This is a genomic window from Pseudomonas sp. SMSB3 (genome assembly GCF_052041965.1).
In the GTDB taxonomy this organism is placed as follows: Bacteria; Pseudomonadota; Gammaproteobacteria; order Pseudomonadales; family Pseudomonadaceae; genus Aquipseudomonas.
Genome location: NZ_JBKGGV010000002.1, coordinates 432,258 through 456,133 on the forward strand (window position 1 = coordinate 432,258; position 23,876 = coordinate 456,133).

The 23,876-nt window shown below is 59.9% G+C and carries 22 protein-coding genes and 2 pseudogenes; 15 read left to right on the forward strand and 9 right to left on the reverse strand.

What is annotated here, in order from left to right; all coding sequences use genetic code 11:
- Window positions 1-31: 31 nt before the first annotated feature.
- The gene (locus ACLEJW_RS05235) at window positions 32-1,675 is read left to right on the forward strand and encodes an acetolactate synthase large subunit (protein WP_440777208.1); all 1,644 of its coding nucleotides are present in this window, start codon (window positions 32-34) and stop codon (window positions 1,673-1,675) included.
- A 241-nt stretch (window positions 1,676-1,916) separates the two neighbouring features.
- Window positions 1,917-3,245 carry an MFS transporter gene (locus ACLEJW_RS05240; RefSeq protein ID WP_440777118.1) on the forward strand — a complete coding sequence of 443 codons (1,329 nt, stop codon included), beginning with the start codon at window positions 1,917-1,919 and terminating at the stop codon, window positions 3,243-3,245.
- 93 nt (window positions 3,246-3,338) lie between these two features.
- Here ACLEJW_RS05240 and ACLEJW_RS05245 read toward each other — a convergent pair whose 3' ends face one another.
- The 6 genes and pseudogenes from ACLEJW_RS05245 to ACLEJW_RS05270 all read right to left on the reverse strand — a co-directional run bounded on the left by ACLEJW_RS05245 (window position 3,339) and on the right by ACLEJW_RS05270 (window position 8,501).
- Window positions 3,339-4,610 carry a c-type cytochrome gene (locus ACLEJW_RS05245; protein ID WP_440777209.1) on the reverse strand — a complete coding sequence of 424 codons (1,272 nt, stop codon included), beginning with the start codon at window positions 4,608-4,610 and terminating at the stop codon, window positions 3,339-3,341.
- A gap of 59 nt (window positions 4,611-4,669) precedes the next feature.
- Entirely contained in the window at window positions 4,670-5,053 is a 384-nt protein-coding gene (locus tag ACLEJW_RS05250; RefSeq protein ID WP_440777119.1) for a GMC oxidoreductase, read from the reverse strand.
- A gap of 418 nt (window positions 5,054-5,471) precedes the next feature.
- Window positions 5,472-6,440 (reverse strand): annotated as a pseudogene (locus tag ACLEJW_RS05255) (GMC family oxidoreductase); the annotation flags it as partial.
- A gap of 36 nt (window positions 6,441-6,476) precedes the next feature.
- Entirely contained in the window at window positions 6,477-7,118 is a 642-nt protein-coding gene (locus ACLEJW_RS05260; protein WP_440777120.1) for a gluconate 2-dehydrogenase subunit 3 family protein, read from the reverse strand.
- A 431-nt stretch (window positions 7,119-7,549) separates the two neighbouring features.
- Window positions 7,550-8,178, reverse strand: a pseudogene (locus ACLEJW_RS05265) (TetR/AcrR family transcriptional regulator).
- Entirely contained in the window at window positions 8,175-8,501 is a 327-nt protein-coding gene (locus ACLEJW_RS05270) for a LysR substrate-binding domain-containing protein (protein WP_440777210.1), read from the reverse strand. Before ACLEJW_RS05270 ends, ACLEJW_RS05265 begins: the two are co-directional and overlap by 4 nt.
- Between ACLEJW_RS05270 and ACLEJW_RS05275 the strand changes: the two genes are divergently transcribed.
- Entirely contained in the window at window positions 8,415-8,609 is a 195-nt protein-coding gene (locus tag ACLEJW_RS05275) for a hypothetical protein (RefSeq protein ID WP_440777213.1), read from the forward strand. The two genes, ACLEJW_RS05270 and ACLEJW_RS05275, sit on opposite strands and share 87 nt — an antisense overlap.
- Window positions 8,610-8,752: 143 nt before the next feature.
- On the opposite strand, the gene ACLEJW_RS05280 is transcribed toward ACLEJW_RS05275, so the two are convergent.
- Window positions 8,753-10,813 carry a TonB-dependent receptor gene (locus ACLEJW_RS05280; protein ID WP_440777121.1) on the reverse strand — a complete coding sequence of 687 codons (2,061 nt, stop codon included), beginning with the start codon at window positions 10,811-10,813 and terminating at the stop codon, window positions 8,753-8,755.
- Window positions 10,814-11,180: 367 nt separating this feature from the next.
- Between ACLEJW_RS05280 and ACLEJW_RS05285 the strand changes: the two genes are divergently transcribed.
- Window positions 11,181-12,215, forward strand: coding sequence for an ABC transporter substrate-binding protein (locus ACLEJW_RS05285; RefSeq protein ID WP_440777122.1), 1,035 nt, complete (start codon window positions 11,181-11,183; stop codon window positions 12,213-12,215).
- Window positions 12,216-12,281: 66 nt separating this feature from the next.
- Here the strand turns inward: ACLEJW_RS05285 and ACLEJW_RS05290 are convergent, their stop codons facing one another.
- Entirely contained in the window at window positions 12,282-13,022 is a 741-nt protein-coding gene (locus ACLEJW_RS05290; RefSeq protein ID WP_440777123.1) for a sulfite exporter TauE/SafE family protein, read from the reverse strand.
- Between the two features lie 493 nt (window positions 13,023-13,515).
- Here ACLEJW_RS05290 and ACLEJW_RS05295 point away from each other — a divergent pair, with 493 nt between their 5' ends.
- The 9 genes from ACLEJW_RS05295 to ACLEJW_RS05335 all read left to right on the forward strand — a co-directional run bounded on the left by ACLEJW_RS05295 (window position 13,516) and on the right by ACLEJW_RS05335 (window position 20,640).
- The gene (locus tag ACLEJW_RS05295; protein WP_440777124.1) at window positions 13,516-14,253 is read left to right on the forward strand and encodes a hypothetical protein; all 738 of its coding nucleotides are present in this window, start codon (window positions 13,516-13,518) and stop codon (window positions 14,251-14,253) included.
- Window positions 14,254-14,366: 113 nt separating this feature from the next.
- Window positions 14,367-14,582: an AlpA family transcriptional regulator gene (locus tag ACLEJW_RS05300; RefSeq protein WP_102689176.1), complete on the forward strand. Its 216-nt coding sequence runs from the start codon at window positions 14,367-14,369 to the stop codon at window positions 14,580-14,582.
- Window positions 14,583-14,585: 3 nt separating this feature from the next.
- Window positions 14,586-15,464 (forward strand): ParA family protein, encoded by an 879-nt coding sequence (locus ACLEJW_RS05305; RefSeq protein ID WP_440777125.1) that lies wholly within the window; start codon window positions 14,586-14,588, stop codon window positions 15,462-15,464.
- Between the two features lie 14 nt (window positions 15,465-15,478).
- A complete protein-coding gene (locus ACLEJW_RS05310) occupies window positions 15,479-17,014 on the forward strand; it encodes a ParB family protein (protein ID WP_440777126.1) in 1,536 nt (511 codons plus the stop codon).
- Between the two features lie 16 nt (window positions 17,015-17,030).
- On the forward strand, window positions 17,031-17,582 hold the full coding sequence (locus tag ACLEJW_RS05315; protein WP_440777127.1) for a DUF2857 domain-containing protein: 552 nt from the start codon (window positions 17,031-17,033) through the stop codon (window positions 17,580-17,582).
- The gene (locus tag ACLEJW_RS05320; RefSeq protein ID WP_440777128.1) at window positions 17,576-18,796 is read left to right on the forward strand and encodes an STY4528 family pathogenicity island replication protein; all 1,221 of its coding nucleotides are present in this window, start codon (window positions 17,576-17,578) and stop codon (window positions 18,794-18,796) included. Before ACLEJW_RS05315 ends, ACLEJW_RS05320 begins: the two co-directional genes overlap by 7 nt.
- A 151-nt stretch (window positions 18,797-18,947) precedes the next feature.
- Window positions 18,948-19,700, forward strand: a complete 753-nt coding sequence (locus ACLEJW_RS05325; protein ID WP_440777129.1) for a PFL_4669 family integrating conjugative element protein — start codon at window positions 18,948-18,950, stop codon at window positions 19,698-19,700.
- Window positions 19,697-20,206: a DUF3158 family protein gene (locus tag ACLEJW_RS05330; protein ID WP_440777130.1), complete on the forward strand. Its 510-nt coding sequence runs from the start codon at window positions 19,697-19,699 to the stop codon at window positions 20,204-20,206. Before ACLEJW_RS05325 ends, ACLEJW_RS05330 begins: the two co-directional genes overlap by 4 nt.
- Window positions 20,203-20,640, forward strand: a complete 438-nt coding sequence (locus tag ACLEJW_RS05335) for a single-stranded DNA-binding protein (RefSeq protein WP_440777131.1) — start codon at window positions 20,203-20,205, stop codon at window positions 20,638-20,640. The genes ACLEJW_RS05330 and ACLEJW_RS05335 overlap by 4 nt, the downstream gene beginning before the upstream one ends.
- A 95-nt stretch (window positions 20,641-20,735) precedes the next feature.
- On the opposite strand, the gene ACLEJW_RS05340 is transcribed toward ACLEJW_RS05335, so the two are convergent.
- Window positions 20,736-20,963, reverse strand: a complete 228-nt coding sequence (locus tag ACLEJW_RS05340; RefSeq protein WP_440777132.1) for a hypothetical protein — start codon at window positions 20,961-20,963, stop codon at window positions 20,736-20,738.
- A gap of 100 nt (window positions 20,964-21,063) precedes the next feature.
- Here ACLEJW_RS05340 and ACLEJW_RS05345 point away from each other — a divergent pair, with 100 nt between their 5' ends.
- Together ACLEJW_RS05345 and ACLEJW_RS05350 are read left to right on the forward strand one after the other, a co-directional pair.
- Window positions 21,064-21,408 (forward strand): helix-turn-helix domain-containing protein, encoded by a 345-nt coding sequence (locus tag ACLEJW_RS05345; RefSeq protein ID WP_440777133.1) that lies wholly within the window; start codon window positions 21,064-21,066, stop codon window positions 21,406-21,408.
- A 126-nt stretch (window positions 21,409-21,534) separates the two neighbouring features.
- Complete coding sequence (locus ACLEJW_RS05350) at window positions 21,535-23,514, forward strand: DNA topoisomerase III (protein ID WP_440777134.1); 1,980 nt, start codon at window positions 21,535-21,537, stop codon at window positions 23,512-23,514.
- The last annotated feature ends 362 nt before the right edge of the window (window positions 23,515-23,876 follow it).

Here is a 23,876-nt window from a genome sequence, read left to right on the forward strand (position 1 = left end):
GAACAATTATAAAGTTGAGGTAGTGAGCAAGATGGCCAAGGCCGCCGATGTCGTTGTGCAATGCCTGGAAAATGAGGGTGTCGAGTATGTGTTCGGCATTCCTGGTGAGGAAAACCTCGACCTGCTGGAATCCCTGCGCAAGTCGAAGATAGAGCTGGTGCTGACCCGCCACGAGCAGTCCGCAGGCTTCATGGCCGCCACCTATGGTCGCCTGACCGGCAAGACCGGCGTCAGCCTGTCAACCCTCGGCCCTGGCGCGACTAACCTGGTCACCGCCAGTGCCTACGCCTATTTGGGCGGCATGCCGATGATGATGATCACCGGCCAGAAGCCGATCAAGAAGTCCAAGCAGGGCCGCTTCCAGATCATCGACGTGTGCGGCATGATGGACCCCATCACCAAGTACACCCACCAATTCGCCTCGGCCGACAACATCCCGGCGCGCATGCGTGAAGCGTTCCGCCTGGCAGAAGAAGAGAAGCCGGGAGCCGTGCATCTGGAATTACCAGAAGACATTGCTGCGGAACAGACTGACTCGCTGCCAATTCCACGCAGCCTGCACCGCCGTCCGCTGGCTGAGCACAAGTCAATTGAAGCCGCTCTCGAAAAGCTGCAGAACGCCCGCAGTCCAATTCTAGTGATCGGCGCCGGCGCCAACCGCAAGATGACCGCCAAGGTCCTCAAGCAATTGATCGACAAGACCGGCATCCCGTTCATCACCACCCAGATGGGTAAAGGCGTGGTCGACGAGCGCCACCCGCGCTTCCTGGGTAACGCTGCGCTGTCGTCCGGTGACTTCGTTCACCGCGCCATCGAAGCAGCCGACCTGATCATCAACATCGGCCATGACGTGATCGAGAAGCCACCGTTCTTCATGGTGCGTGGCGGTACCGAAGTCATCCACATCAGCTTCCGCTCCGCCGAAGTCGATGCCGTGTACTTCCCGCAGGTGGAAGTGATCGGCGACATCGCCAACGCCGTGTGGCAGATCAGCGAAGCACTGAACGAGACCGCGCACTGGGACTTCACACGGCTGATGACGATTCGTGAGGCCAACGAAGCGCAGATCGTGGAAGGTGGCGACGATGATCGCTTCCCGGTCTACCCGCAGCGCCTGGTCGCTGACATCCGTCGCGTACTGCCGTCCGAAGGCATCGTTGCATTGGACAACGGCATTTACAAGATTTGGTTCGCTCGTAACTACAAGGCACATAAGCCCAATACCGTGTTGCTGGACAACGCCCTGGCGACCATGGGCGCTGGCCTGCCATCAGCGATGGCGGCGCACCTGGTGCACCCGGATCGACCGGTGATCTCGGTGTGCGGCGACGGCGGCTTCATGATGAACAGCCAGGAGCTGGAAACCGCAGTGCGTCTCGGCATGCACATCACCGTGGTGATCCTGCGTGACGACGGTTACGGCATGATCCGCTGGAAACAGGCCAACATGGGCTTCACTGATTTCGGCCTGGACTACCGTAACCCTGATTTCGTCAAGTACGCCGAAGCGTACGGTGCCAATGGCTATCGGGTCGAAAGCGCGGATGCCTTGTTGCCCCTGCTGGACCACTGTGTTTCCAACCCCGGTGTGCACGTGATCGACTGTCCGGTGGATTACAGCGAAAACGATCGCATCCTGAATGTAAACCTGCGCGAGCGTAGCGCGGCTGTCTGAGGAGAAACGATCCATCCAGTCACCTGAACTCTTGTGGTAACTAGTCCTTCTTGGGACGCGGGCGCTTAGCGCCCGTTTTTTGGAAACCCTTCATCAAAGGTTCAAATCAACCGTCCTTCTAACGCCTGTGGCCTGACAAGCCGCGCCATGGCTAATTCGTAAGCTGATCATGTGCCGCATGTTTCTTAACAATGTCATGCCGCCAACAAGAAATAAAAGATCAGCCGTACTTGGAGACCCCATGACTCGTCCAACTCGTTCGATCGAAGATGTTGCACTCACCCGATTTCATCGGCTACTCACCTTGCGCTCCGCTGGCGGCTCCTTCGTCGACGGTTACATACTCAGCATCATCGGCATCGCCTTGATGCCCACCTCTGCCGCACTCAATCTCAGCAGCTTCTGGGAGGGAATGATCGCGGCATCCGCCCTGATAGGCATTTTCTTCGGCGGTTTCCTCGGCGGCTCCCTGACTCAGCGCCTGGGCCGTAAACGGGTCTACTTTATTGGCCCGATCATATTTGTCGTCGCGTCACTGGCGCAATACTGGGTCAGCGACCCCCTCACCTTGTTTGTTCTGAGGCTGATATTGGGGATAGCGGTAGGCATCGAGTATCCGGTCGCCACCGCAATGCTTGTCGAATTCATGCCCAAAAAGTATCGAGGCCCGCGCCTTGCCTGGTTCATGATCATCTGGTTCGCGGGCGCCGCCGTGGCCTATGGGCTGGGTGAGCTGATTTTGCGCATAGGGGGTGCCGATGCCTGGCGCCTGGTATTGGCAAGTGGCGCAGTGTTCGGCCTGGCGCTGATATGGGTTCGCATGGGCTCACCCGAATCGCCGCGCTGGCTTTTGAGCAAAGGCCGCCCGAAAGAAGCCGAGCAAATCATCAAAGCCGTCTATGGCCCCGCATTTTCGCTGGAAAATCTTCCGGAAGAGCCGCAAACGCAATCGCTTTCCACCTGGTCGTTGCTGCGCGCGGGTTACGGGAGGCGAATGTTTTTCGTGAGCGCATTCTGGACATGCTCGATCATCCCGTTGTTTGGCGTTTATGCGTTCGCCCCTAAAGTCATGTCGTCATTGAACCTGGAAGGCGACCTCGCCTCCAGCGCCTCTTTCGGCATCACCCTGCTCTTCATTGCCGGATGCTCCGTGGCGGCCAAGCTGATCAATACATTGGGCCGGCGAAACCTGTTATTGCTCAGCCTTTTTATTTCCGGCGTATCCCTCCTTGGCCTGGGGATCATGCACGCGAGCGGCCCTGTGGGCGTCCTGGTGCTTTTCGGTCTCTATGCAGTATCCATCGGCGGCGCGCAAGTACTTGCGCTTGTATACCCCAATGAGATCTTTCCCACTGAGATTCGTACGCAGGCGGTCGGCCTTGGTACTTCGCTCTCCAGAATCGGGGCAGCGTTGGGCACCTATCTCGTGCCGATCTCACTTCAAAGCTACGGAATCGAATTGACTATGTACGCGGCAGCAGCCATCACCTTCGTCGGGTTGGCAGTCAGCTGGATGCTGGCCCCTGAAACGCGCTCCATGAGCTTGCAGCAGGCCGCAGCGCTTAGCTAACCAGCACGCAAACGTCCTTCCCAATGCCGCAGTAATAACAAGGCCAGCCCTGGATACTCAGGGCTGGCCTCGTTACATCAAGCACAGCCGAAATCAGTGCAACTCAACGGCCTCTCGTACTGAGCGTACCTGGTCAGCAGAAACCTTACCGGCTTCGTTAGACCATCCCGTGCGCAGGAAGGAGGCAAGCGCTGCGACCTCGGAATCGTCCATCCGGTCGGCAAAACCCGGCATAGGCAGAACCGACGGTGCACGCTCGGTAGAGGGTGTTTGCGCGCCGGCCAGAATGACGTGAATGAGTGCCGACGGGTTTTCAGCATTCACGATCGAGGCGCCATCCAGACGTGGGAACACCCGCTCTGCACCCTGACCGGCAACGAAATGGCAGGCACCGCAGTTGTCGATGTACAACCGCTCGCCCAGGGTCAAGTCCTTGGCCGCAGTCAGCTTGGCGGTGGTCGTCGCGCTGCGTTCGGCCCGCTGCTGGTAAGCCGGCCCCTTAACCGGCGACAACGTCTTGAGGTAGGCGGCCATGGCCTGCAGGTCGGCATCGCTCATGTGCGAGGTGCTGTTGGCGATCACGTCGGTCATCTCACCAGCCACCGAGGCCTTGGCGTTACGCCCGCTGCCCAGGTACTCGACCAGCTCTTCCTTGCTCCAGTGCGGCATGCCACGCAGGGCCGGCACATTCCAGCCATTGAGCTCGGCACCGGTCAGGTAGCTGCCGGCAGACTCGTCCAGGCCTTTCTCCTGCAAGGTCAGTGCACGCGGCGTGTGGCACGAGCCACAGTGACCGAGGCCCTGCACCAGGTAGGCGCCACGGGCGAGCTGGGCATCGCTGGTGCCGGCCACGAACGCCTGCGGCGCTGGCGAGAATAGTGCGCGCCAGTAGGCCAGCGGCATGCGGATCGACAGCGGCCAGGGGATGTCGTTGGCCTTGTTCGGCTGCTTGACTGCGGCAACGCCTTGCATGAAATAGGCGTACAACGCCTGGGTATCTTCGTCGCTGACCTTGGCATAGGACGGGAACGGCATCGCCGGATACAGTGCGTTGCCATCGTGGCCGATACCTCGGCGCACGGCGCGCTCGAACTCACCGTAGGTCCAGTTGCCGATGCCGGTTTGCTTGTCCGGGGTGATGTTGGTCGAGTAGATGGTGCCGATCGGCGAGGCGATTCCCAACCCGCCGGCGAACGGCTTGCCGGCATCGTGGCTGGTGTGGCAGGCCACGCAGTCACCGGCACGGGCAAGGTAGGCGCCCTTTTCGATCAAGGCCGGAGTGACCTCCTGTGTCAGATTGGCTTCGGCATCGCCTGCGCGATTGAGCAGACCGGCCACGATCCAGGCCAGCACGACAGCCAGCATGGCGACACCCAGCAGTACCGATAGAATGGAACGGGCTTTGGCTTTCATGTTTTCGCTCCTCACTCCTGCACCAGCGGACCAGGGTTCTTCAGGTACTGGTCCTTGATGGCCTGGGCGGCGAACAGGGTCAGCGCACCAATCATCGAGGTCGGGTTGGCCTGGAAGTTCTGCGGGAAGGCGTTGCCGCCCGGCACGAACACGTTGTGTACGTCCCAGCTCTGCAGATAGCGGTTGAGTGCGCTGGTTTCCGGCGAGTCACCCATGATCGCGCCACCCACATTGTGAGTAGATACGTACTTAGTGACGTCCCAGTGCGAATCCATGCCCAGGAAGCTTTCGCTGTAGCTGTCCGGGTTCAGCTCGTTGGTGATGTCCAGAACGATCTTGCGCAGGTGCTGCTGCAGCTTCAGTTCGTTCTCTTTCCAGTCGAAGGTGATGCGCAACAGCGGCTGGCCCCACGGGGTCCTTGTAGGTCGGGTCGAGGTCGACGTAATGGTCGCGGTAGGACATGCAGCCGGTGGAGATGCTGATCTTCATCGAGTGGCCGTACCAGTCCTGCATGCCCTCCTTCCAGCCCTTGCCCCACTCGGGGGTGCCCGACGGCAGCGAGGTGCCGATCGGCGCGCCGCTGGCCTGGGAGCTGTGGATCTTGGCTCCGCCGATGAAGCCCAGGGACGGACCGTCGTAGTTGCCTGGGGAGACGTCGTTGAACATCTGCCCGGTGGCGCCGGCGGTGGCGAACGGGTTGAAGTGCTTGTCCTTGAAGAACAGCGTGGCGCCGCCGTTGCTGAGGAACGCGTAGTTACGGCCGACAGTGCCCTCGCGGGTGATCGGGTTGTACGGCTTGCCGATGCCCGACAGCAGCATGAGGCGCACGTTGACGAACTGGAACGCCGCCAGCACCACGATCTTGGCCGGCTGGAACACTTCGTTGCCCTGGCCGTCGATGTAGGTGATGCCTTTGGCGGTCTTGCCATCGACGTGCAGTTCGACACGCAGGACGTTGGCGTTGACCCGGTAGTCGAAGTTGTCCATGCGCTTGAGCGCGTCCATCACCGCGGTTTGCGGCGAGGCCTTTGAGTAGTTCAGGCACGGGTACTTGCTGCAATAGCCGCAGTAGTTGCACGGCGCGATCTGGTTGCCGTAGGGGTTCTTCCAGGCGCGCGAGACGTTGGCCGACGGGTTGGGGAACGGGTGGTAGCCCAGCTTGCGCGCGGCATCGGCGAACAGCTTGTTGTTCAGCGTGTCTTCCAGCGCAGGCAGCGGGAACGGGTTGGTACGGGGGCCCTCGTACGGGTCGCCGCCTTCGATGATCTGGCCACGCAGGTTGCCAGTGTTGCCGGACAGGCCGCAGATCTTGTCGAACTTGTCGAGGTACGGCTCGATTTCGTCCCAGGTGAACGGGAAGTCGCCGATGGTCATGTCGCTTTGCAGGATGCCCGGGGCATAGGCCTGATCGGCGTAGGTCTTGAGCTTGATGTCGGTCGGCGTCGGGCGGATCAGCACACCTCTCCAGTGCAAGCCCGAACCGCCGACGCCGGTGCCGGGCACGAACGCGCCCCATTGGCGAGTCGGCAAGGCGGTACTGTTCATGTTATGACGAACGGTGAGTGCACCGTCTTTGGGCGCAACCATGATTTTGTTACGCACGCCGTAGGCGTACTGATCGGCCGGTTTCGGGTAGGCAAAGTCGGCGTTGGTGCGGTCCTCACCGCGCTCGAAGGCTCGCACTTTCAGGCCCGCCTGAGCGAGCTCGATACTCATCAACGAGCCGGCCCAACCCAGGCCGACGACGGCGACGTCAACTTCGTCATTGGTAATGTGTGACATAAAAAACCTTGAATGGTGTTACTCGGGGCGAAGGAATCAACCGCGTTGGCCGGTCAGGCTGACCGGGCCGAGGGGATACGGGACGTTGTGCTGGGCGACCCATTCCAGGTAGCTGGCGCGGGCACCGGGGAAGCCGATGGCGATCCACGCCTTCATGCCTTTGTTACCGCCGTAGATCGGGTCGGCCAACCAGCCCTGGCGCGTGTGGTTGAGCAGTTCGCTGAAGAACAGCTTGGCCTTGAGCACATCCTCGCCGTGGGCAGCGAAATCGATCTGGCCGGCCTGCAGCTTCTTCAGCACTTCGTCGCGTTGTTCCAGCGCCAGCAGGGCAAAGTGTTGGCCGAGGTTGGCCTGGCACCAGTGCTCCAGCGCGGCGATACCCTTGCGGTAGATTTCCTGCGGGGTGTACGGCAACTGGTAACCCAGGGTTGCCGGCGCGTTCAGGTCGAACGGCCCTTCCAGGTAGATTTCGCTACCCAGGTCACCGGCCAACTGCTGGTCGATGAAGATCGGCACGTTGGTTTCCAGCGCGCCCGGGCCACGGCCATCGGCGGGAATCAGACGATCACACGCGGCGAGAATGAATGTCCACTCGGCCTGAGTGAAAAAAACTGCCTTGTAGCCTTCAAGGCTGGGGGCGGCCAGGTCTGCAGCCTCCGCCGCACTCAGACCGTTCATGCAGATTCCGATGGCAGGCATGGCAATTACTGAAGAAAGCAGAAATTTCCTTCGAGAGGTTTGCTTTGATAACAACATTGATGTTCACCGTTGGCTTATTACGAAACCCGAGATGAAGCATCACCTAACTGCTCTGACCTCACCCGATTACGACAAATAGATGCCAACACTGCGAGCACGCAGACAAGGAGTGCGAGATTGGAAGGAAGGCAGACCTCTGCTGTTCTTGTTTTTCTGTTACAGAAGGCCCAGCTAAACATCACGGAGGTGCACTATATCAAGACTATTTCTTGTAACAAAAAATATTTACAACCGACACCTCTGCGCAACTCATGGCTATGCACACATAACTGTAAGTTATCTATGGATCATTAGAAAAAGTAGGCGCAAACCTTCTCGTTGGGACGATGAACTTTTCATGGTCTCGGCCGCTAGCTACTGCATCTGCACTTCCGCTCATAAAATTCCATTTTTACCAAGCTCCAGGCTGCCGTGGCCAACATCTCCCGATACTGCTTCGGACTCTTGCGAACCCGGTTGGAAAGCCAGGCACGCGAGTAGCTCTCGGACGGACCAATGATCAGCGATGGCAGAAGTTCAGCGGGAATGTGCAAAAGCGTTTCCATGCCGCTCAAGCTGCTCATCCAGGCATAAAGCTTCTCGTTCAGTTGCTTGTTTCTAGTTGCCAACTCGTTCTTCAGCGGCCCGGTTAAAACCACCGAGCGAGCCTGCAACAGGAAGCGGGCCCATTCTGGCTGTTCTTCAACCCAATCGACGTAACTATGCACTAGCGCGTGGATGCCCTGTTCGGCAGACGCGGCGCTACGCAGGTACTCTTCGCGCAATCGCTCTTGATCGTCCAGGGCAGCAAAGAAGAGTGCCGCTACCCCCCCCTTCCTTGCTCTGGAAATGATGATAGACCGCGCCGACGCTCGCTCCGCATTCAGATCGAATGGTTTCGATCGTCGTCGCCTCAATGCCTTGGGCGTTGAACGAAAGGAGGGCCTGACGAAGGATCGCGCGTTTCAGCTCCCCCCCGACGCCCAGGGAAGCCCGTCACGCGACGGGCACACGCTTGAAAAGGTCATGCGCATGCGCCTTTTTATACCTTACAGGCGTTCGCCTTGGGGACAGGCTTCCATACCCTCCAACCGAGCAGGCAGTTTTTTGCAGCAACGCATCCACTGCCACACGCGTCTTGAGCAAAAGGTGCGGAGTCCGAGGCCACTCGGCATTGATCGGGAACTCGACCGCGGTGTGATCAAGCATTAGTGTCTCGAGTTTCCCGGAGCCCAGATGATCAAGCACCAGCCATCTTGGCAGCCATGCGACGCCCAGTCCCGCCAGGCAGGCATCAAGCACAGCCTGCAAATCATCCATCATGATCCTGGCAGTTGGTATGAACTCTGGAACGACGTCACCGATCAAGAACTTCCAACTGAGCATTTTTCCAAACCGCATGTAGCCCCGACGGCCTTGAAAATGGATTGATGGCGGCTCGCGAGGAGATCGCTCAATTACCAGCCTGAAGTGAGCGCTCGACAGCGCTATGCGGCACACAAGTAGATTTGCTCGTGTAATACGTGAGACGAACGGGAGCTGCCTCGATAATGGTAGCTCGCCGAAGTCTGGTGTCAGATTTTCAGATTAAGTGAAACGAAAGCGGTACGGCCAGGAGCCGGTGAAAACATGGGTCGGTCAGCACCATCCCAGAAGAAATTGTCGTACCACACATACTCGTACTCCCGGTCAGTCAGATTCTTGACCTGCAGGTCGAGGCTCAGCGCATCAGAGTGGGTGTAGCGCACGCTGGCGTCGAGCAGTGCATATCCCCCGTATTTGCCCTGTTCATTCAGCGAATCCACGTAATAGTCACCTTGGGCGCGAGCCTGAAGACCGAACCGCCAGTGGTAGTTGAGCTGGTAGTCGGTCCCCAGGTTGCTGATATGACGCGGAGTCGAGAAGACTTCCTTGCCCGCCAGCGACTGGCCGTCAGCGGCGTACGCGCTTACTACTTTCGCTTCCTGTATGGTGTGCGAGCCCCACACGTTCCATTGCTCGGTCACGCTGGCATTGAACTGCAGGTCGATACCCCGGCGTCGTGTTTCGCCGAGACCCACCGAGGTACCTGTACTGGGCATGTTGGCCACTTCATCCGTGGCGTCTTGTTGCCATATGGCGATGCGAGCCTCTGTACCCATTACCGGGCTGAAGTTGACCCCCACTTCCTTGCCCGTGTTGATGGAGGGATCAAAACTCGTCTGGCCCGGCGTCACGTAAGCAGGCGCAGTAGAGCCGGTGAGGATCTGGAACGTACGCCCCCAGTTGGCGTAAATACTGATCTCAGGTGTGAGGCTATAGATGACACTGAACTTAGGCTGACGGATCCAGCCGTAGTCCTGGAGATCTGCGTGGACGCCGCCCAGCATATGAGTTTCGCCGTAGAACCGATCCACACGCATCGCGGGTATAATCTTCAACGCTTCGGTTGGTTGGATGACAGCCTGAACATACCCGCCCACATTATCCAATGTGTATGAGTCGTCGTTTTGAACGCGGGCAGGAGCTGCGTCGAAGTCGGTGGGCATGCGGTAGCGGTAGCGGTAGCGGCGGTACTCATTATCCTGGTGCTCGAGGTTCAATCCTCCATCCAGGGTCACAACGTCAGAAGCAACCCAAGTGAGGTTACTCAACAGGCCTGTTTGTTGCTCGTCCCACTGACGGCGCTGCCGTGGCGCATCACCAACGGGATTACTACTGAATGTGACTTTCCGGTCATCCTTGTAACTGTTGTAGTAGACCTTGTTGCTCAGGCTCAGGTCGTCGCGCATCTGCCAGTCGAAATGCACAGCCAGCTGCTTCATGTCGCGGTCATCGCCGTCATTGGCGTTTCGCGGGTCGGAACTGCGGCGATCCGCATCGAGCTCAGCCTTGGTCATGAAGCCCGCCTCGTCTGCCTCATGGTGATAGAGACGCGCTACCAAACCAAGCTTCATACTCGCTTCATGATCGGTGTAGAACCATTTGCCGCTCAGCGAGTATTTTTCGGAGGTGTCGTGATCCCGATAGCCATCCGAGGTTTGACTGGCCAGGAAATAGTTCTGCGCAAAATTGCCGGACTCCAGCCCAGTCGCCAGTTGAAGTTCTTGGGTATTGAAGCTGCCGTAGGTCAGGCGGCTGTCGACGTAATTGCCGCCCTGCCGGGTAACCATGTTGATGTTGCCGGCGATGTTGTGCAGGCCATAGCGCGTGTCGTTTGTGCCTCGAACCACCTCGATGTATTCAAGATCAAGGGGGAAGACCATATCGATGAAACGCTGGTTCCCGCTATTGACGTTACTGGGCACGCCGTCGATCAACGTCTTGATCCCGTTGATATAACCTTCGCCATTGAATGCCCGGAAGCTGACCTTGCCCGACTCGCCGCCTTGGCGAGTCTCCGTCATTTGAATGCCTGGCATCTGCCCAAGCAGCTCCCAGCTGTTCATGACAGCCTGGTCCTCGATTTTGTCAGCCCCGAGTACATCCACGGAAGTCAGTACGCTACTTCCGGTCTGATAAACCTGTTCTCCACCAGAACCTCCTCCAATGTGGGTCTCGCCCAAAACAATGGTGGATTCTCCTGTTGACGCAGCGAGTGACTCACCAGCGGTGAAAGCTGCAAGGAGCGCAAAGGGAGCCAGATCGGTTTTCATCATTATCCTTAACGCGCGCGCCCACTGCCCTGTCTGAATCCCTCTCGCGGGATTACTGCCAAGGAGACGGCGGCGGTGGTCAGTCGTATAACGGCCGGAGCCCTGAAGCTCCACCAGAAGAAGGGCGCAATTTACGTTATATTATAACTTTTCACAAGCCATCCAACCGGCCTCTCAATGCGTGCTCAATGCCTCGATCCAAGGTGACTCTCTGCGCTCGTGCATGGCAACCAACATTCAAATTGCCACTCAGCCGAGCGGTTCGATAAAGCGTCCTGCACGTTATAGAACCGCATCCAGCCACCACGAAAAATGGAGCGGCCCTGCCCAACTACCGCATTCACAATGAAAACAAGGAAGAACGCGTATGGATAAGAATTTGGCCTCTCTCACCCTGGCGCTCGCGATGTGCGCCCCAGTCAGCGCCGAGGAAATGACCGTTATTTCTTATGGAGGCGTCAGCAAAGATGTACAAACTGAAATTTTCTACAAACCTTTCGAAACAGCTCACCAAGCGAAAATCATCGCGGGTGAGTACAACGGTGAAATGGCCCGCATCAAGGCCATGGTGGACACCAAAAGTGTGAACTGGGACGTTGTACAAGTCGAGTCAGACAAGTTGGTCAGAGGGTGTGACGAGGGGCTGTTTGAACCACTTGATCAGAACCAGTTTGGCGATGCGCAGGCGTTTGTGCCTGAAGCCCTGTCTGAGTGCGGAGCGGGGTTATTGGTATGGTCGATGACTTTGTCCTACAACGCCAATGCGCTCAAAGAAGCTCCGCAGGGCTGGGCTGATTTCTGGGATTTAGAGAAATTCCCCGGCAAGCGTGCGCTACAACGCGGTGCCAAGTTCACATTGGAAGCGGCGTTGATTGCCGACGGCGCTCCCCGCGAGAACGTCTACGAAGTGCTGGCTACATCAGAGGGAGTTGACCGCGCGTTTGCGAAGCTGGACAAGATCAAACCTGCTATCCAGTGGTGGGAAGCCGGCGCTCAACCGATGCAGTACCTGGCCGCAGGTGACGTTGTGATGACCACCGCATTCAATGGCCGAATCTTCGCCGCCCAGGCGTCCGGAGCGCCGATCAAACCCGTTTGGGGAGGCAGCATCCACGCGATTGATTATTGGGCCATTCCCAAGGGCAGCAAGCACAAGGCGCTTGCGCAAACGTTCATCGCCTCGACCTTGCAGCCACAGGCTCAAAAGCTCCACGCAGAAAAGCTGGGTTATGGGGCAGTGAATTTACAGGCTGCAAGGCTGCTGGATGCCAGTGTGGCTCCACGGCTCAATACCTTCCCCGCGAATATCAAGCAGTCGCTGGCGTTCAACAATGAATTCTGGGTCGATCATGGCGAAGATCTGGAAGTGCGCTTCAACGCGTGGCTGGCTAAAGGCAATTAAGGCCAGCCAGTACCTGTCTTGGAGGCCGCCTAGGCGACTCGCTGAGTCGCCTGCGGTACCGGGCCGTTAAACAAAGCTACCCAAGGCAAGCAGCATCAGTAGTACGAGAATAACCTTTCTCGCTACCGCTTCTTCTACATGCTGGGCAATCCGCGCACCCAACCACACGCCCGCTACCAACACCGGCAAGCTCATCAATCCGAGATGTAGCGACTCGCGCCCGAACAGGCCAAGCGCCCAGAAAGCGGGAAGCGCCGCCACATCCATTGCCAAAAACGCAGCAACGATCGACGCCCGCCCCGCTTCCAAGGCCAGCGGAGACCCAAGGAAAAAGACGATGATGGGCGGACCACCCAGGCCCAGCGAACCATTGAGCACCCCTGCCCCTGCGCCTGTTGCAGCGGTCTGCGTGGCCGAGGGCATCCTCTTTAGTTTATATCCAGTGATCATGACCAGACAGCACGCCATTATCAGGATGGCGAGCACAAACTTGACATACTCGGCAGGCAGGCTGACAAGCAGATACGCGCCCACCGGCGTCGCCATGATCGAACTGATGACCAATATTCGAATGGATCGCCAATGCACTTGCCCCCAGAGGGAGGGCAAAAGCTTCACACCGGCAGCAATTTCCAGAACAAACATGGCCGGCACAATCGTCGATAAGGGCAACACGAACGAAAGTGACATGATGGCCAGAAGGGTAAAGCCGAAACCGGAAAAACCCCGCGCAACCGCAGCTACGAAAACACAGCACAGGGCGTAAGCGGTAACTGACGGCGAGACAAGCACAACATCAGAAAGCATGTTTCTTTGAACCTGATCATTGATTGGACAACAATGTGGCGTTGAGGCTCGCTCTCAGCCGGCGAGACTAAGCGGTAGCGGCGCCTAGATTGTGTTATTGACGACACATACGGGATAGTAGCGAACGGACTCAATGTATAAGGGGTAAGCGCGGTGAAGGTGACCGCATTTGTATGCAGATTACGCCTTGCTGTCAGTTCGGGGCTTGGGAAAGCTATTATCTACGTACCAAGAGACCTGCTGACGATCGTTTAATCGAATCTAGCATGCATAGGCGAAGCGATTTTCAAATTACAACCCCAGATCACCAAGAGTCCTCGAGCGCTGGTCACGACACATCGTGTCGTGACCGATATCCATCGCAGAACCAAATCCCTGGCGTATGGTCACCATCTCTTGATGAGATTGCTTTTTGAATTGGCTCGCTCGACAGGGGCCAGATCACAGTCCCCGCCAGCGCTTCCAGGATGAACGCAGCAGGAGGCTGTGTGCCATGATCTCAATAAGAAGCTCCTACCACCCCATCGACGCCGCGATTCTGTGGTGCGACCTCTCCGAGCACGAGGACGAGATTCTTCAAGTAGACCTTTCTCAGCCGGGCAGCTTGCGAAAGCATTTCCCGCAATGGCCAAGCCTGCACGACCACGTCGAGTGTCTCTATGACGCCATTCTCAGCGGGGAATTGCCAGCGACTTACCTCGGCCAGCCTATTACTGCCGAGAAGCACGTTCACCGAGGCTTTTATTCCATTCGGCGCGCCGACCTCCTGCTCTGGTTCATACGGAGCCGCCCCGATCAGAAACCCGCCTTTCTGTTTCCCCAGAATGCTGATCACTCGAGATGCGTCAGCCTGAATGCGCATTTAGCCAAACAAGCCGAGCTCGAGTATGCCCTGAATACGCTTGAGCAGTTGCAGCAAAGCTACGATATCACCGCTGGTGAGATGGCCGCCCTTTCCACGCTCAACGAAAAGCTGAAAACGCGGCTCGAGTCACTTGGCATCCCATCCGAGACGTCCGAAGCCATGCACAACTGGCTGATCGGCGCCATGCTCGAAACCACGCTCGGGAAAAACCAAAACGGTAAGCAGCAATCGATCTATTCCAGCCAAGCAGCATTGGTACAAGCTATTCTGCTGCGCTTTCCCGGTGTGGATGGGTTGAGTAAAAGTACCATTGATCGCCGATTTGCCGACGCCCGCCGCCTTATAGCCCAGGCGAAACGGGGCTGACGCCGCATTGTCAGGGAATGCCCGGCATTGCCTGACAATGTTTTTTACCTTCTTCAGACCTTCACTGACTGTCACTACCCACCACGCGCCACCCGGCGCTAAGGAGTGACATCATGCAACCGACCAGCCCTACCCCTCCTGCAGCTGACCGCCACATCATGCGCCGCGATGAAGTGGAGCAGAAAACCGGCTTCAAACGCTCGCACATCTACAACCTGATGAAGGCCGGTCAGTTTCCGCAATGTCGGCGTATCGGCACCCGTGCCGTCGGCTGGGATTCACTGGAGATCGAGCAGTGGGTCCAGGACCGACTGTCCATGGGGGGCTAACTCATGGAAGTCCTCTCGCTGATCTCGACCAAGGGCGGCGCGGGCAAGACTACCGTCGCCGCCAATCTCAGTGGCCTGCTCGCCGACGCGGGGTTTCGAGTCTTGATGTTGGACCTGGACAGTCAGCCAACCCTGTCCAGCTACTACGCCCTGAGTGCACCGTGTGAGGTCGGGTGCTATGAGCTGATCACCGAAGGGCTCACTGGTGCAGAGCAGGTCATCACGAATACGGTCATTCCGCGCCTGTCGCTGATCGTTTCCAACGACCGGGCGGGCCACTTGAGCACCCTGTTGCTGCACGCCGCCGATGGCCGGCTGCGCCTGCGCAATCTGCTGCCGGCGTTTGCCGATCAGTTCGATGTGATGATCGTGGACACCCAGGGTGCCCGCAGTATGGTGGTGGAGATGGCCGTGCTGGCCTCCGATTGCGCCCTGTGTCCCCTCCCCCCGGAGATGCTCGCCGCGCGCGAGCTTCGTCGAGGCACCCTCGGGCTGTTCGAAGAGCTGGAGCCCTACCGATATTTGGGCGTGGCGCTACCGTCGGTAAAGCTGCTGCTCAACCAGGTCAATGCCAACCGCCGCGACACCCGTTTGATCATGCAGAGCCTGCAGAACACCTTTGAAGGTGATCCGCATGTCAGCGTCTGCGACACGGTCATTCCGGACCGCGTCGCGTACCTCAACGCCGCGTCGCTGGGCCTGCCGGTGCACCGTGTCGAAGCCACGCCACCAGCCGGAAGCCGAAGCCGCTGCGCAGCGGCTGTCATGACCAGCTTGGCGATTGAGCTGTTTCCCGAGTGGGCGGACAAGCTCTGCCTGGCGACCGTGAACGGCCGCTGGCTAGCGCATGCCAACCGCAGTCGACTGGCCGGGCATCGTTGATCGGAGGATGCGAGATGAAACCGCCAACCTCCGAAGACGTCACCCGGCAGTTGCAGCAGACGCACTTCCCGCAGAAGAGCAGAGAACAGCCGGCCAACCCGGTCGGTGAAACGGCAATGGTCGTGACGCTGGAGCAATTGCGGCCCTACGAACTGAATCCTCGTGTCGTGCGCAACCCGCTGTACGACGAGCTCAAAGCCTCAATACGTGAACGGGGTCTTGACCATCCGCCATCCATCACACGTCGCCCCAACGAGCAGCACTTCATCATTCGTAATGGCGGCAACACCCGCCTGAGCATCCTCGGCGAGTTATGGCAGGAAACCCATGAGGAACGATTCTTTCGTCTCCACTGCCTGTTCCGCCCCTGGCAATCCGAGTCGCATGCCTTGCTCGGCCACTTGGCAGAAAGCGATCTGCATGGGCAACTGACATTCATCGAGCGGGCCCTGGCGGTCGCGAAGCTGTTGGACATGCTCCAGGAGCCCGGGGAGGCCCTCAGTCAGCGTGAGCTCGCCACACGCTTGAGCAAGGGTGGGCATCCCGTCTCGCAATCGCACATCAGCCGCATGTTCGACGCACTCGAATTTCTCCTACCCTCCATCCCTCAAGCGCTCTATGCAGGCCTTGGCAAACCCAATATCGAGCGTGTGATTACCCTGCGACGCCGAGCAGAATCGACCTGGAATCAGTATTTCGGTGATCCCCAGCAGTTCGCGCTGCTCTGGATGGAGGTGCTGTCCGCCTTCGATGACGAGACACCTGAGCTGGATGCCAGCGAGCTGCAGGATGAGCTCATCGCCAAGATGGCCGTGTACCTAAACCAATCGCCGCGCGTCCTGGCGCTGGACATCCACCAGGACAGCCGTGCGCTGCCGAACCCGACACCGCCAATGCCGAGCCTATCGCAACAAGGCGCAAACCCTAGCCCAGCACCTCCAGCGGACCAGGCTATTGAGGCGGCGAAAATTCCTGAGGCGCAGGGCGTTGATCCGGACGTAGCCAGTGTCGGAGACAGTCCCAAATCGGAACCGCGGTTGCCGCATATCCTGCAAGCACTCGGAAGCGAATCGTCCGAGGCTAGGCATTCTGAGGTCGGCAATTCAGACCCAACCACCCCATGTACGATAAACAACCGTTCTGGGGCAGTCTATGACATCAACGGCCTGCGTGAGCGCTGTGCCGAGCTGGCCCAAGGCCTCGCTACTTACGCCGATGCCGACGACTTGGTGCTGCGGCAATCAGAGGGTCTCGGTTTCAACCTTTCTCTGGACCAAGGCACGCCCCTCACGCCTCGACACACGGGCATCCAACTGCTGCTCTCGGCGCTGCTGCGCCTGCAGGATGACGTGGCCTGGGCGCAACGCCAACAACTCCCTGCTGCCCTGTTTGGGCAATTGCTGATTGGCGCTTACGACCTGCCGTTTGCCGAGCGCCCGGCCCTGACCATTGGCCTCGAGCGCTTGCCAGACGAGCAACTGGAGCAGCTGTTTGCCCTCATCCGCCATGCTCGGCAGCTGATCGATACCACGCTGTCGACCCTTCGTTAACGTGAGGAGCCACCTCATGACCACGACTTTCAACCTGTTGAACCATGCCATGTTGAACCAGGTGCTGCATGAGCTGCGCCACGGGCGTTTGCAGCGTTGCAAAGCGCTCGGCCTGGCGGATGAGGACATTGAGGTGATGCAGTCGCTGCCGCCGACCACGCTGTCGCAGCTGGCCCATTCGACAATCAGCTGGGTCGAAATCAAGGTCGATACCACCGTGTTGCGACGACTCATCGCCCAGGCCGAGCGCGACGAACTGAACGAACGGTTGATCAATCGGGCACTGAAGCTCGGCGCCAGCTCCAGCATCATGTACCGCTGCTTCGGCCTGGACCACTCGGAAACCGCCCTGCGCCGCCGGGTACTGAAGATCGAAACCCACCGCGGTCGACCGGTGCAACTCACCGAGGCACAGGAGCATGCGGTGTGGAACCGCTGGAGCCAGTTGCGCCAGGAAGACCCGGAGAATGATCCACTCGACGCGATGATGATGCTCGCCGAAGAGCAGCACATCAGCCTGACGCTGATCTGGCAACAGATCGAATTGTACGGAGGTGCTCCATGCTGAGCTTCTACGAGGTCGACTGGCAGGACGTCGTGCGTCAGTGCTACGACGCACTTCGGCGGCGCTTGGAATGGCAGGCCGCTCAGGCAAAACTGGCAGAGGCCGCTGCTGCGGAGGCACCGATCCGCACGATCTACTATGGCGACAACGATCCACTGCCGATGAAGCTGTTGCTCGACCGCCGCCTCACGCCGCTGGAGCGCAACACCTGGCAGGTCCTGCGCTGGCTGATTACCGAACGCAAGGTGCAGACACCGCGGTATCAGGACCTTCAGCCCTACCTGGCCACCAGCCCCTGCGGAACCCAGGCCTCCCGTGAAACGATCGCCCGGGCGCTCAATGTCTTACGCACCACCCGCTGGCTCAGCCTGGTCGAACGCTCTCGGGATGCACAGGGCTGTCTGCGCGGCTGCGTCTATGTGCTGCACGGAGATCCGTTGACGGCGGCCGAGCAGCTCGAGCTCGACAGCGGCTACCGGTCACTGCTGCTGCAGAATCTGACCCATGCCACCAAGGGCGTCAGGGATGTCGCCGAATATGTGATCGCGGGCATCCAGGCTGACCCCAAGGTCGCCGCTGCCGACAAGGCCATGCTTGCGACACCTCCGGCTGTGGCGGAGCAGCACTCGCTGCCGCTGGCCAACGACGAGGCGACGGATTCCGAATGCGGTGAATGCCACCCGGTTCGGAATCTCACGGCCCTAGGAACGAATTCCGAATCCTGCGGAAAATCCCCAGTTTCCGCTGCAGTTCGGAATGCCGACGACGGCCGTACAGTACAGAAAGACAAAAGCAAAAAAAGTACAGTACTGGCGCAAGTGGAGTTTGGACGAGCGCGCTGGCCAGAGGATCTAAAACTGAGCCCGGCCGAGCGGCGCATGGCCTCCCAGGCGATGCGTCCGCTCGAGCCTGAACAGCAACAAGCGGTAATCAACGAAGCGGCGGTGCGTTGTGCCCGCGGCGAGATCCGAAAACCGGTCGCCTATCTGATGGGGTTGATCAAGCGGGCGTGCAGCGGCGAGTTCAAACTGTGGGCCGCACGCAGCGATACAACTGCGCCAGAGCAAACACCTCGGCGCCCGGCTGCCGCGATGTCGGAAGCTGAACCCCCTCGCAAGCGTCGTCAGCCAGGCGGGCAGCCCACCGCCTCGCCGCTTGCCCTCGCCTGCCTGGAAGAACTCAAACTGCGTTGCCGCGTCCCCGCCGCATCGACCTAGCGCCGGAACGCAGTGGATTTGATGCCTAGTGTGATCAGATCCAAGGACGTCCACTCTTCGAAAATGCGAGCCCAGCACCTTCGCGTTGATCCACGCCGAGTGCGATGACACAACTCATCGTCTGCCTCACTTCAACGGCGAGGATCCGGCGATGGTCGACCACTACCAGCTCAATCTGGGCTCATTGCGCAGCAGCATCACGCTCACCCTGCACACCCACCATGCCGCTCGACTGTGGCAGGGACGAGCCGCCCGCGAGGGCGTCCATGGCATCCTCGGCATGGCCGGCTACATCAGCGTGACCAACCTGCTCAAGCAGGCCTGCAGCCAGGACGATCCCTTCGCCGATTGGTTCATGCTGCAACTCGAAGACAAGCTGTTGCAGGCGAAGAGTGATCTGCAGACGTTGACCGAACAGGTCAGTCTGGTGGAGCGCGGACTCCCCACTCAGGTCGATGTCGGCGACAACCTCAACATCCATCCCGTAACCCTGCCGCTGTTCATCGGCAGTCAGCTCGGTTTTCTCGCCGTGTACCTGCTGACCGACTACGACACGTTGGTGCGTCGGGTGCTGCTGGCGCACCACACCGCGTTGATTGGCCGGGGCGACATGGAGACCTGGATCGACCGCGGCGCGCACCTGCTACGCAGCGTGTTCGGCCTGGCCCAGCGCTACCGCCTGGCCGGGGTCAGCCGCGACGACGTAGCGGCCAACAACGCGCGGGCGCGTGAGGCCGTGGACAAGTTCGGTTTACCCCCGCAAGACGTGCTCGAGGGCACGCGCCGCTCCCGCTTTGCTCCGCCCATTCTGCGCCAATCGATGGACCCGAGTCTGTCCACAGCGCCGGCTGAGATCGCCGAGCCTCTGATCCCGCCGCCCGCGTCGGAAGGCGGTGACGCATGAACCTGGCCGAAGCCATCGCACGGCGCCTTTCAACTGATGCTTATCGTCAGCTCGAACAGGGTGCCTCCCTAAAAGGCCTTTTAAAGCCTTTTAAGGGTAAGGGGGAGCTGCAGCAGTTCGCCGAATCGATCCTGCGCCTGCGTACCCAGGTCGCGGGGCTGATGGCAGGAATGCTGGCGATCGTGGCGCAGCCGCCCTTCTCGCTGCTGGACCTACGGTTGGTGGTGCAGCACAGCGCAGCCGGGACGGACTTTCTACGCTGGCGCAGCCGGGACTTCAGCCGCATGGGCGCCGAGGTTTGGAAGCAGGCGATGGAACAGCCGCATCTGGCACCTGCCGTGCGCGAGGCGCTGCACCAGCTGGAGGTCAATCGCGTGGTGCTGAACCTGCAAATGAGCAGCCTGCACTCACTGCACCGCCAGGCGAGCGCGTCCGCCCGCCAGCTACTCGACGCCGAGGCCGCCCTCGGCAGCACCGTTTACCCCCAACCGGAGTCAATCCCATGAGTACGTTTTTTGTTGGCGAAGGCAACATCGGCAGCGTCCCCGAGTTTCAGGAATTCAATACCAACCCCGAGGAGCCACGCCGCCTGCTGCGGCTCAATGTGTATTTCGACAACCCGGTACCGCGTGACGGCAACTACGAGGACCGCGGCGGTTACTGGGCCCCGGTCGAACTCTGGCACCGCGATGCTGAGCACTGGAGCACGCTGTTCCAAAAGGGCATGCGCATCCTGGTCGAGGGCCGTACGGTCAAAGAGGAGTGGGAGGACAGCGAGGACAACGCGCGGGTGACGTTCAAGGTCGAGGCCCGGCGCATTGGCATCCTGCCCCACCGTCTGGCGTCGGTGACCATGCGCGAGAAGAACCCGGACGGCGGCAAAGGCGACGGCGCCAGCCATAGTCGTAAACCCGCGAGCAAGAAGAGCCCACGCAAGTAGGCTGATCCTGTGATACTCGGTGGACTGGCCGAGCCAGCGCGAAGCTGGTTCAGCACGGCCATCCACCGACGCGGGACACGCCGTAAGGGGTGCGCTCAATGGCGCGATGATGACGCTAGTCTGCTATGGGCCAGCAGCAACGAGGCCTGCTCTAGGTGCTCATCCAAAGCGCGAAACGCGCGCCAGTGTTCGGGGCTTTCGCGCAGCCACACCTCAAGCCGGGTGCGAGCGTCAGGGTTGTCCGGCTCCAGGTGCGTGGCCAGCAACAACTCGTACGCCTTCAACTGTAGAGCCTCGGCCCCACTGTCCTTGCTTTCGTTCATGTCCCTACCCTCCACGAGAGTTGGCAACTGCACTTTATTGGGGTGATACGCCTCATAAGGTTGATAGTCAACCATATGGGTCGAATTGGAGAACGCCCCATTGCCCGCGAAGAACCCTAGCCTACGCCATCATATTGGCCGCCAATTGGCCAAGGTTCGCAGTGCCTGCAATCTGACGCAGGAAGAAGTGGGCGTGCGGCTGAACGTAACCGGCGAGGCCATTTCCCGCATGGAGCGGGGCCAGGTCGACCTGTCAGTGAGCAAGCTGCTACGGTTGGCGGACATCTACCAATGCACGGCAGACGAACTGTTGCTGACCGCGAGCAGCCGGCCTCTCGATCAAGGGCTGGTGATCGCTGAGCTGCTGCAAGACTTGAATGAAGCCGATCGGCTGTATGCCGTGGAGAATTTGCGCCAACTGGCCACCCACCTCGCCCGCCGTTGATCCGCGCACTCCCCTCCCTTTCCCCCTCGGGCCGATCGCTGAAGTGATTTGCGCCCATTCGGCTTTCCGCTGGCCTCGCCTTCCCACCCCGGCACGCTGTGGTGAACCGACTGGGAGTGCCTGCTCATGCGTCTGTTCATCTGTGAAAAACCTTCGCAAGCGCGCGATATCGCTCGCGTGCTCCAAGCCACGCGGCGCGGCGACGGCTGCCTGGCGGGGTCGGGCGTGACGGTGACCTGGTGCGTGGGCCATCTGCTGGAGACCGCACCACCGGAAGCCTATGGTGATCGCTACAAGCGCTGGATCCTGGAGGATCTGCCCATCATCCCCGAGCGGTGGCAGGTCGTCGTCAAACCGAAGGTGGCCAAGCAGCTGAAGGCTATCCAGGGCCTGCTGCAGTCATGCGCCGAGGTGGTAATCGCCACCGACGCCGATCGCGAGGGCGAGATGATTGCTCGCGAAATCATTGAGCGTTGCCAGTACCGCGGTCCGATCCAGCGTCTGTGGTTGTCTGCCCTGGATGAGGCATCGATCCGCCGGGCTTTGACCGCGCTGCGTCCGGGCGAGCAGACCCTGCCGCTGTATCACTGCGCACTGGCGCGATCGCGAGCCGACTGGCTGATCGGCATCAACCTCAGCCGCCTGTTCACCCTGCTGGGCCGGCGTGCCGGCTTTGATGGGATACTGCCGGTGGGACGGGTACAGACGCCGACGTTGCGCTTGGTGGTCGAGCGCGATCGCGCCATCGCCAGCTTTGTCGCCAAACCGTTCTGGACCGTTGACGCCACATTGGAGGCGGACGGCACGCGCTTTCGCGCACGCTGGCAGCCCCCGGTGAACGCCTGCGATGACAGCGGTCGTTGCCTTACTGAGACCGTCGCGCAGGAGGCCGCCGCACGACTGGAGCACCGAGCCTCGGCGCAGGTCAGCAGCGTCGAAATTGAGGCCGTCCGCGAAGGTCCGCCCCTTCCCTTCGACTTGGGCACCCTGCAGGAAGTCTGTTCCGCCAAGCTGGGCCTGGGTGTTCAAGAAACGCTGGCCGCGGCGCAGTCGTTGTACGAGAACCATAAGGCCACGACTTACCCTCGAACCGACTGCGGCTTCCTCCCCGAAAGCATGCTGGATGACGTGCCCAATGTACTACGAGCGCTCGCCGCCGCGTCGCCGGCCTTGGCCCAGTGGTTGAGATCGGCTGACCCAGCGCGACGATCGCGCGCCTGGAACACGGCCAAGATCACCGCCCACCACGGCATCATCCCCACCGCCGTGGTCATCGACCTGGCGCAGTTGTCCGAGCGGGAGCGGGCCGTCTACTCGCTGATCCGCGCCCGCTACCTGGCCCAATTACTCCCCGACCATGAATACCTGAAAAGCCAGGTGCTGCTCCAGGCGGGTCAAGACCGCCTGGTCGCCCGTGGCAAACAGATCCAAGTGCGCGGCTGGAAAGCGGTGATCGACGAGCTCGGTGACAGCGATCGTCCAGAACCTAGCCAACCGCTGCCCACGTTGCGCGAAGGCGCTGACATCAGGCTGCTGGGCACCACGGTCTCGGCTCAGCGCACTCAACCGCCGAAAGCCTTTACCGAAGGTACCTTGGTCAAAGCGATGAAGACCATTGCCAATCAGGTGGACGATCCGCGGCTCAAGCAGAAACTCAAGGACAGCATCGGCATTGGTACCGAAGCCACCCGCGCGGCGATCATCCAGGGCTTGATCGATCACGGCTACTTGCAGAAAAAAAGACGCAGCCTGGCGGCAACGGCCGCCGCGCACACACTGATCGAGGCCGTACCGCGGGAGGTCGCCGATCCTGTGCTGACCGCACTCTGGGAGCAGGCGCTGGACCGCATCGAGTCTGGCCAGCTCAGTGTCGATACCTTTTTGGCCAAGCAGGCGGCATGGCTGACCCAACTGGTGCACAACCACCGCTCGCTTACGCTACCGCTACCGCTACCAGCGCCCAAAGGCCCAAGTTGCCCGGTGTGTCGCAGTGCCATGCGCCAACGCAAGGGCCGCACGGGAGACTTCTGGTCGTGCACGCGCTACCCGGACTGCAAGGGCACCAATCCCATCAAGATGAGCAAGCGCTCAGTCAAACCCAAATAGGCGATTGCCTGGATGCTTGACGTCGGCCGACAGCGCTGCTGTAGTGGGACTGCCCATCGCCCCTGGCGATCCCAGACCGATTCGCTCCGGGCAGCTCGGTCAGACTCAATGAGTTCGGAGCCCTCTCTTCCACCGCTCCCAGCGTCAATCTTACGTTATCAGCGTCGGACCGAGGCGGATGACCCGCGCGGCTTGCTCCAGGCCGCAGGGGTCATCCGCTTCGGCGGCCATGCTCAGCCCCGGTGCCCGCCGGCGAAAGACTGGGCGCCTTTTGTGCGCGGATGCGTGCCAGTTGGTTCCGACCCAGGCCACGACAAGGGTCGGTTGATTGCGATGAACGACAGCTCTAGGTTTGCGATGAC

Excerpts from the sequence above, each read along its gene's own strand:
- ACLEJW_RS05350 (WP_440777134.1), top strand. The coding sequence starts at position 21,535 with ATGCGTCTGTTCATCTGTGAAAAACCTTCGCAAGCGCGCGATATCGCT.
- ACLEJW_RS05320 (WP_440777128.1), top strand. The coding sequence starts at position 17,576 with ATGCTGAGCTTCTACGAGGTCGACTGGCAGGACGTCGTGCGTCAGTGC.
- ACLEJW_RS05240 (WP_440777118.1), top strand. The coding sequence starts at position 1,917 with ATGACTCGTCCAACTCGTTCGATCGAAGATGTTGCACTCACCCGATTT.
- ACLEJW_RS05315 (WP_440777127.1), top strand. The coding sequence starts at position 17,031 with ATGACCACGACTTTCAACCTGTTGAACCATGCCATGTTGAACCAGGTG.
- ACLEJW_RS05290 (WP_440777123.1), bottom strand. The coding sequence starts at position 13,022 with ATGCTTTCTGATGTTGTGCTTGTCTCGCCGTCAGTTACCGCTTACGCC.
- ACLEJW_RS05340 (WP_440777132.1), bottom strand. The coding sequence starts at position 20,963 with ATGAACGAAAGCAAGGACAGTGGGGCCGAGGCTCTACAGTTGAAGGCG.
- ACLEJW_RS05285 (WP_440777122.1), top strand. The coding sequence starts at position 11,181 with ATGGATAAGAATTTGGCCTCTCTCACCCTGGCGCTCGCGATGTGCGCC.
- ACLEJW_RS05275 (WP_440777213.1), top strand. The coding sequence starts at position 8,415 with ATGATCAAGCACCAGCCATCTTGGCAGCCATGCGACGCCCAGTCCCGC.
- ACLEJW_RS05245 (WP_440777209.1), bottom strand. The coding sequence starts at position 4,610 with ATGCTGGCTGTCGTGCTGGCCTGGATCGTGGCCGGTCTGCTCAATCGC.
- ACLEJW_RS05295 (WP_440777124.1), top strand. The coding sequence starts at position 13,516 with ATGATCTCAATAAGAAGCTCCTACCACCCCATCGACGCCGCGATTCTG.
- ACLEJW_RS05280 (WP_440777121.1), bottom strand. The coding sequence starts at position 10,813 with ATGAAAACCGATCTGGCTCCCTTTGCGCTCCTTGCAGCTTTCACCGCT.
- ACLEJW_RS05305 (WP_440777125.1), top strand. The coding sequence starts at position 14,586 with ATGGAAGTCCTCTCGCTGATCTCGACCAAGGGCGGCGCGGGCAAGACT.
- ACLEJW_RS05310 (WP_440777126.1), top strand. The coding sequence starts at position 15,479 with ATGAAACCGCCAACCTCCGAAGACGTCACCCGGCAGTTGCAGCAGACG.
- ACLEJW_RS05335 (WP_440777131.1), top strand. The coding sequence starts at position 20,203 with ATGAGTACGTTTTTTGTTGGCGAAGGCAACATCGGCAGCGTCCCCGAG.
- ACLEJW_RS05260 (WP_440777120.1), bottom strand. The coding sequence starts at position 7,118 with ATGAACGGTCTGAGTGCGGCGGAGGCTGCAGACCTGGCCGCCCCCAGC.
- ACLEJW_RS05325 (WP_440777129.1), top strand. The coding sequence starts at position 18,948 with ATGGTCGACCACTACCAGCTCAATCTGGGCTCATTGCGCAGCAGCATC.
- ACLEJW_RS05300 (WP_102689176.1), top strand. The coding sequence starts at position 14,367 with ATGCAACCGACCAGCCCTACCCCTCCTGCAGCTGACCGCCACATCATG.
- ACLEJW_RS05270 (WP_440777210.1), bottom strand. The coding sequence starts at position 8,501 with ATGATGGATGATTTGCAGGCTGTGCTTGATGCCTGCCTGGCGGGACTG.
- ACLEJW_RS05330 (WP_440777130.1), top strand. The coding sequence starts at position 19,697 with ATGAACCTGGCCGAAGCCATCGCACGGCGCCTTTCAACTGATGCTTAT.
- ACLEJW_RS05235 (WP_440777208.1), top strand. The coding sequence starts at position 32 with ATGGCCAAGGCCGCCGATGTCGTTGTGCAATGCCTGGAAAATGAGGGT.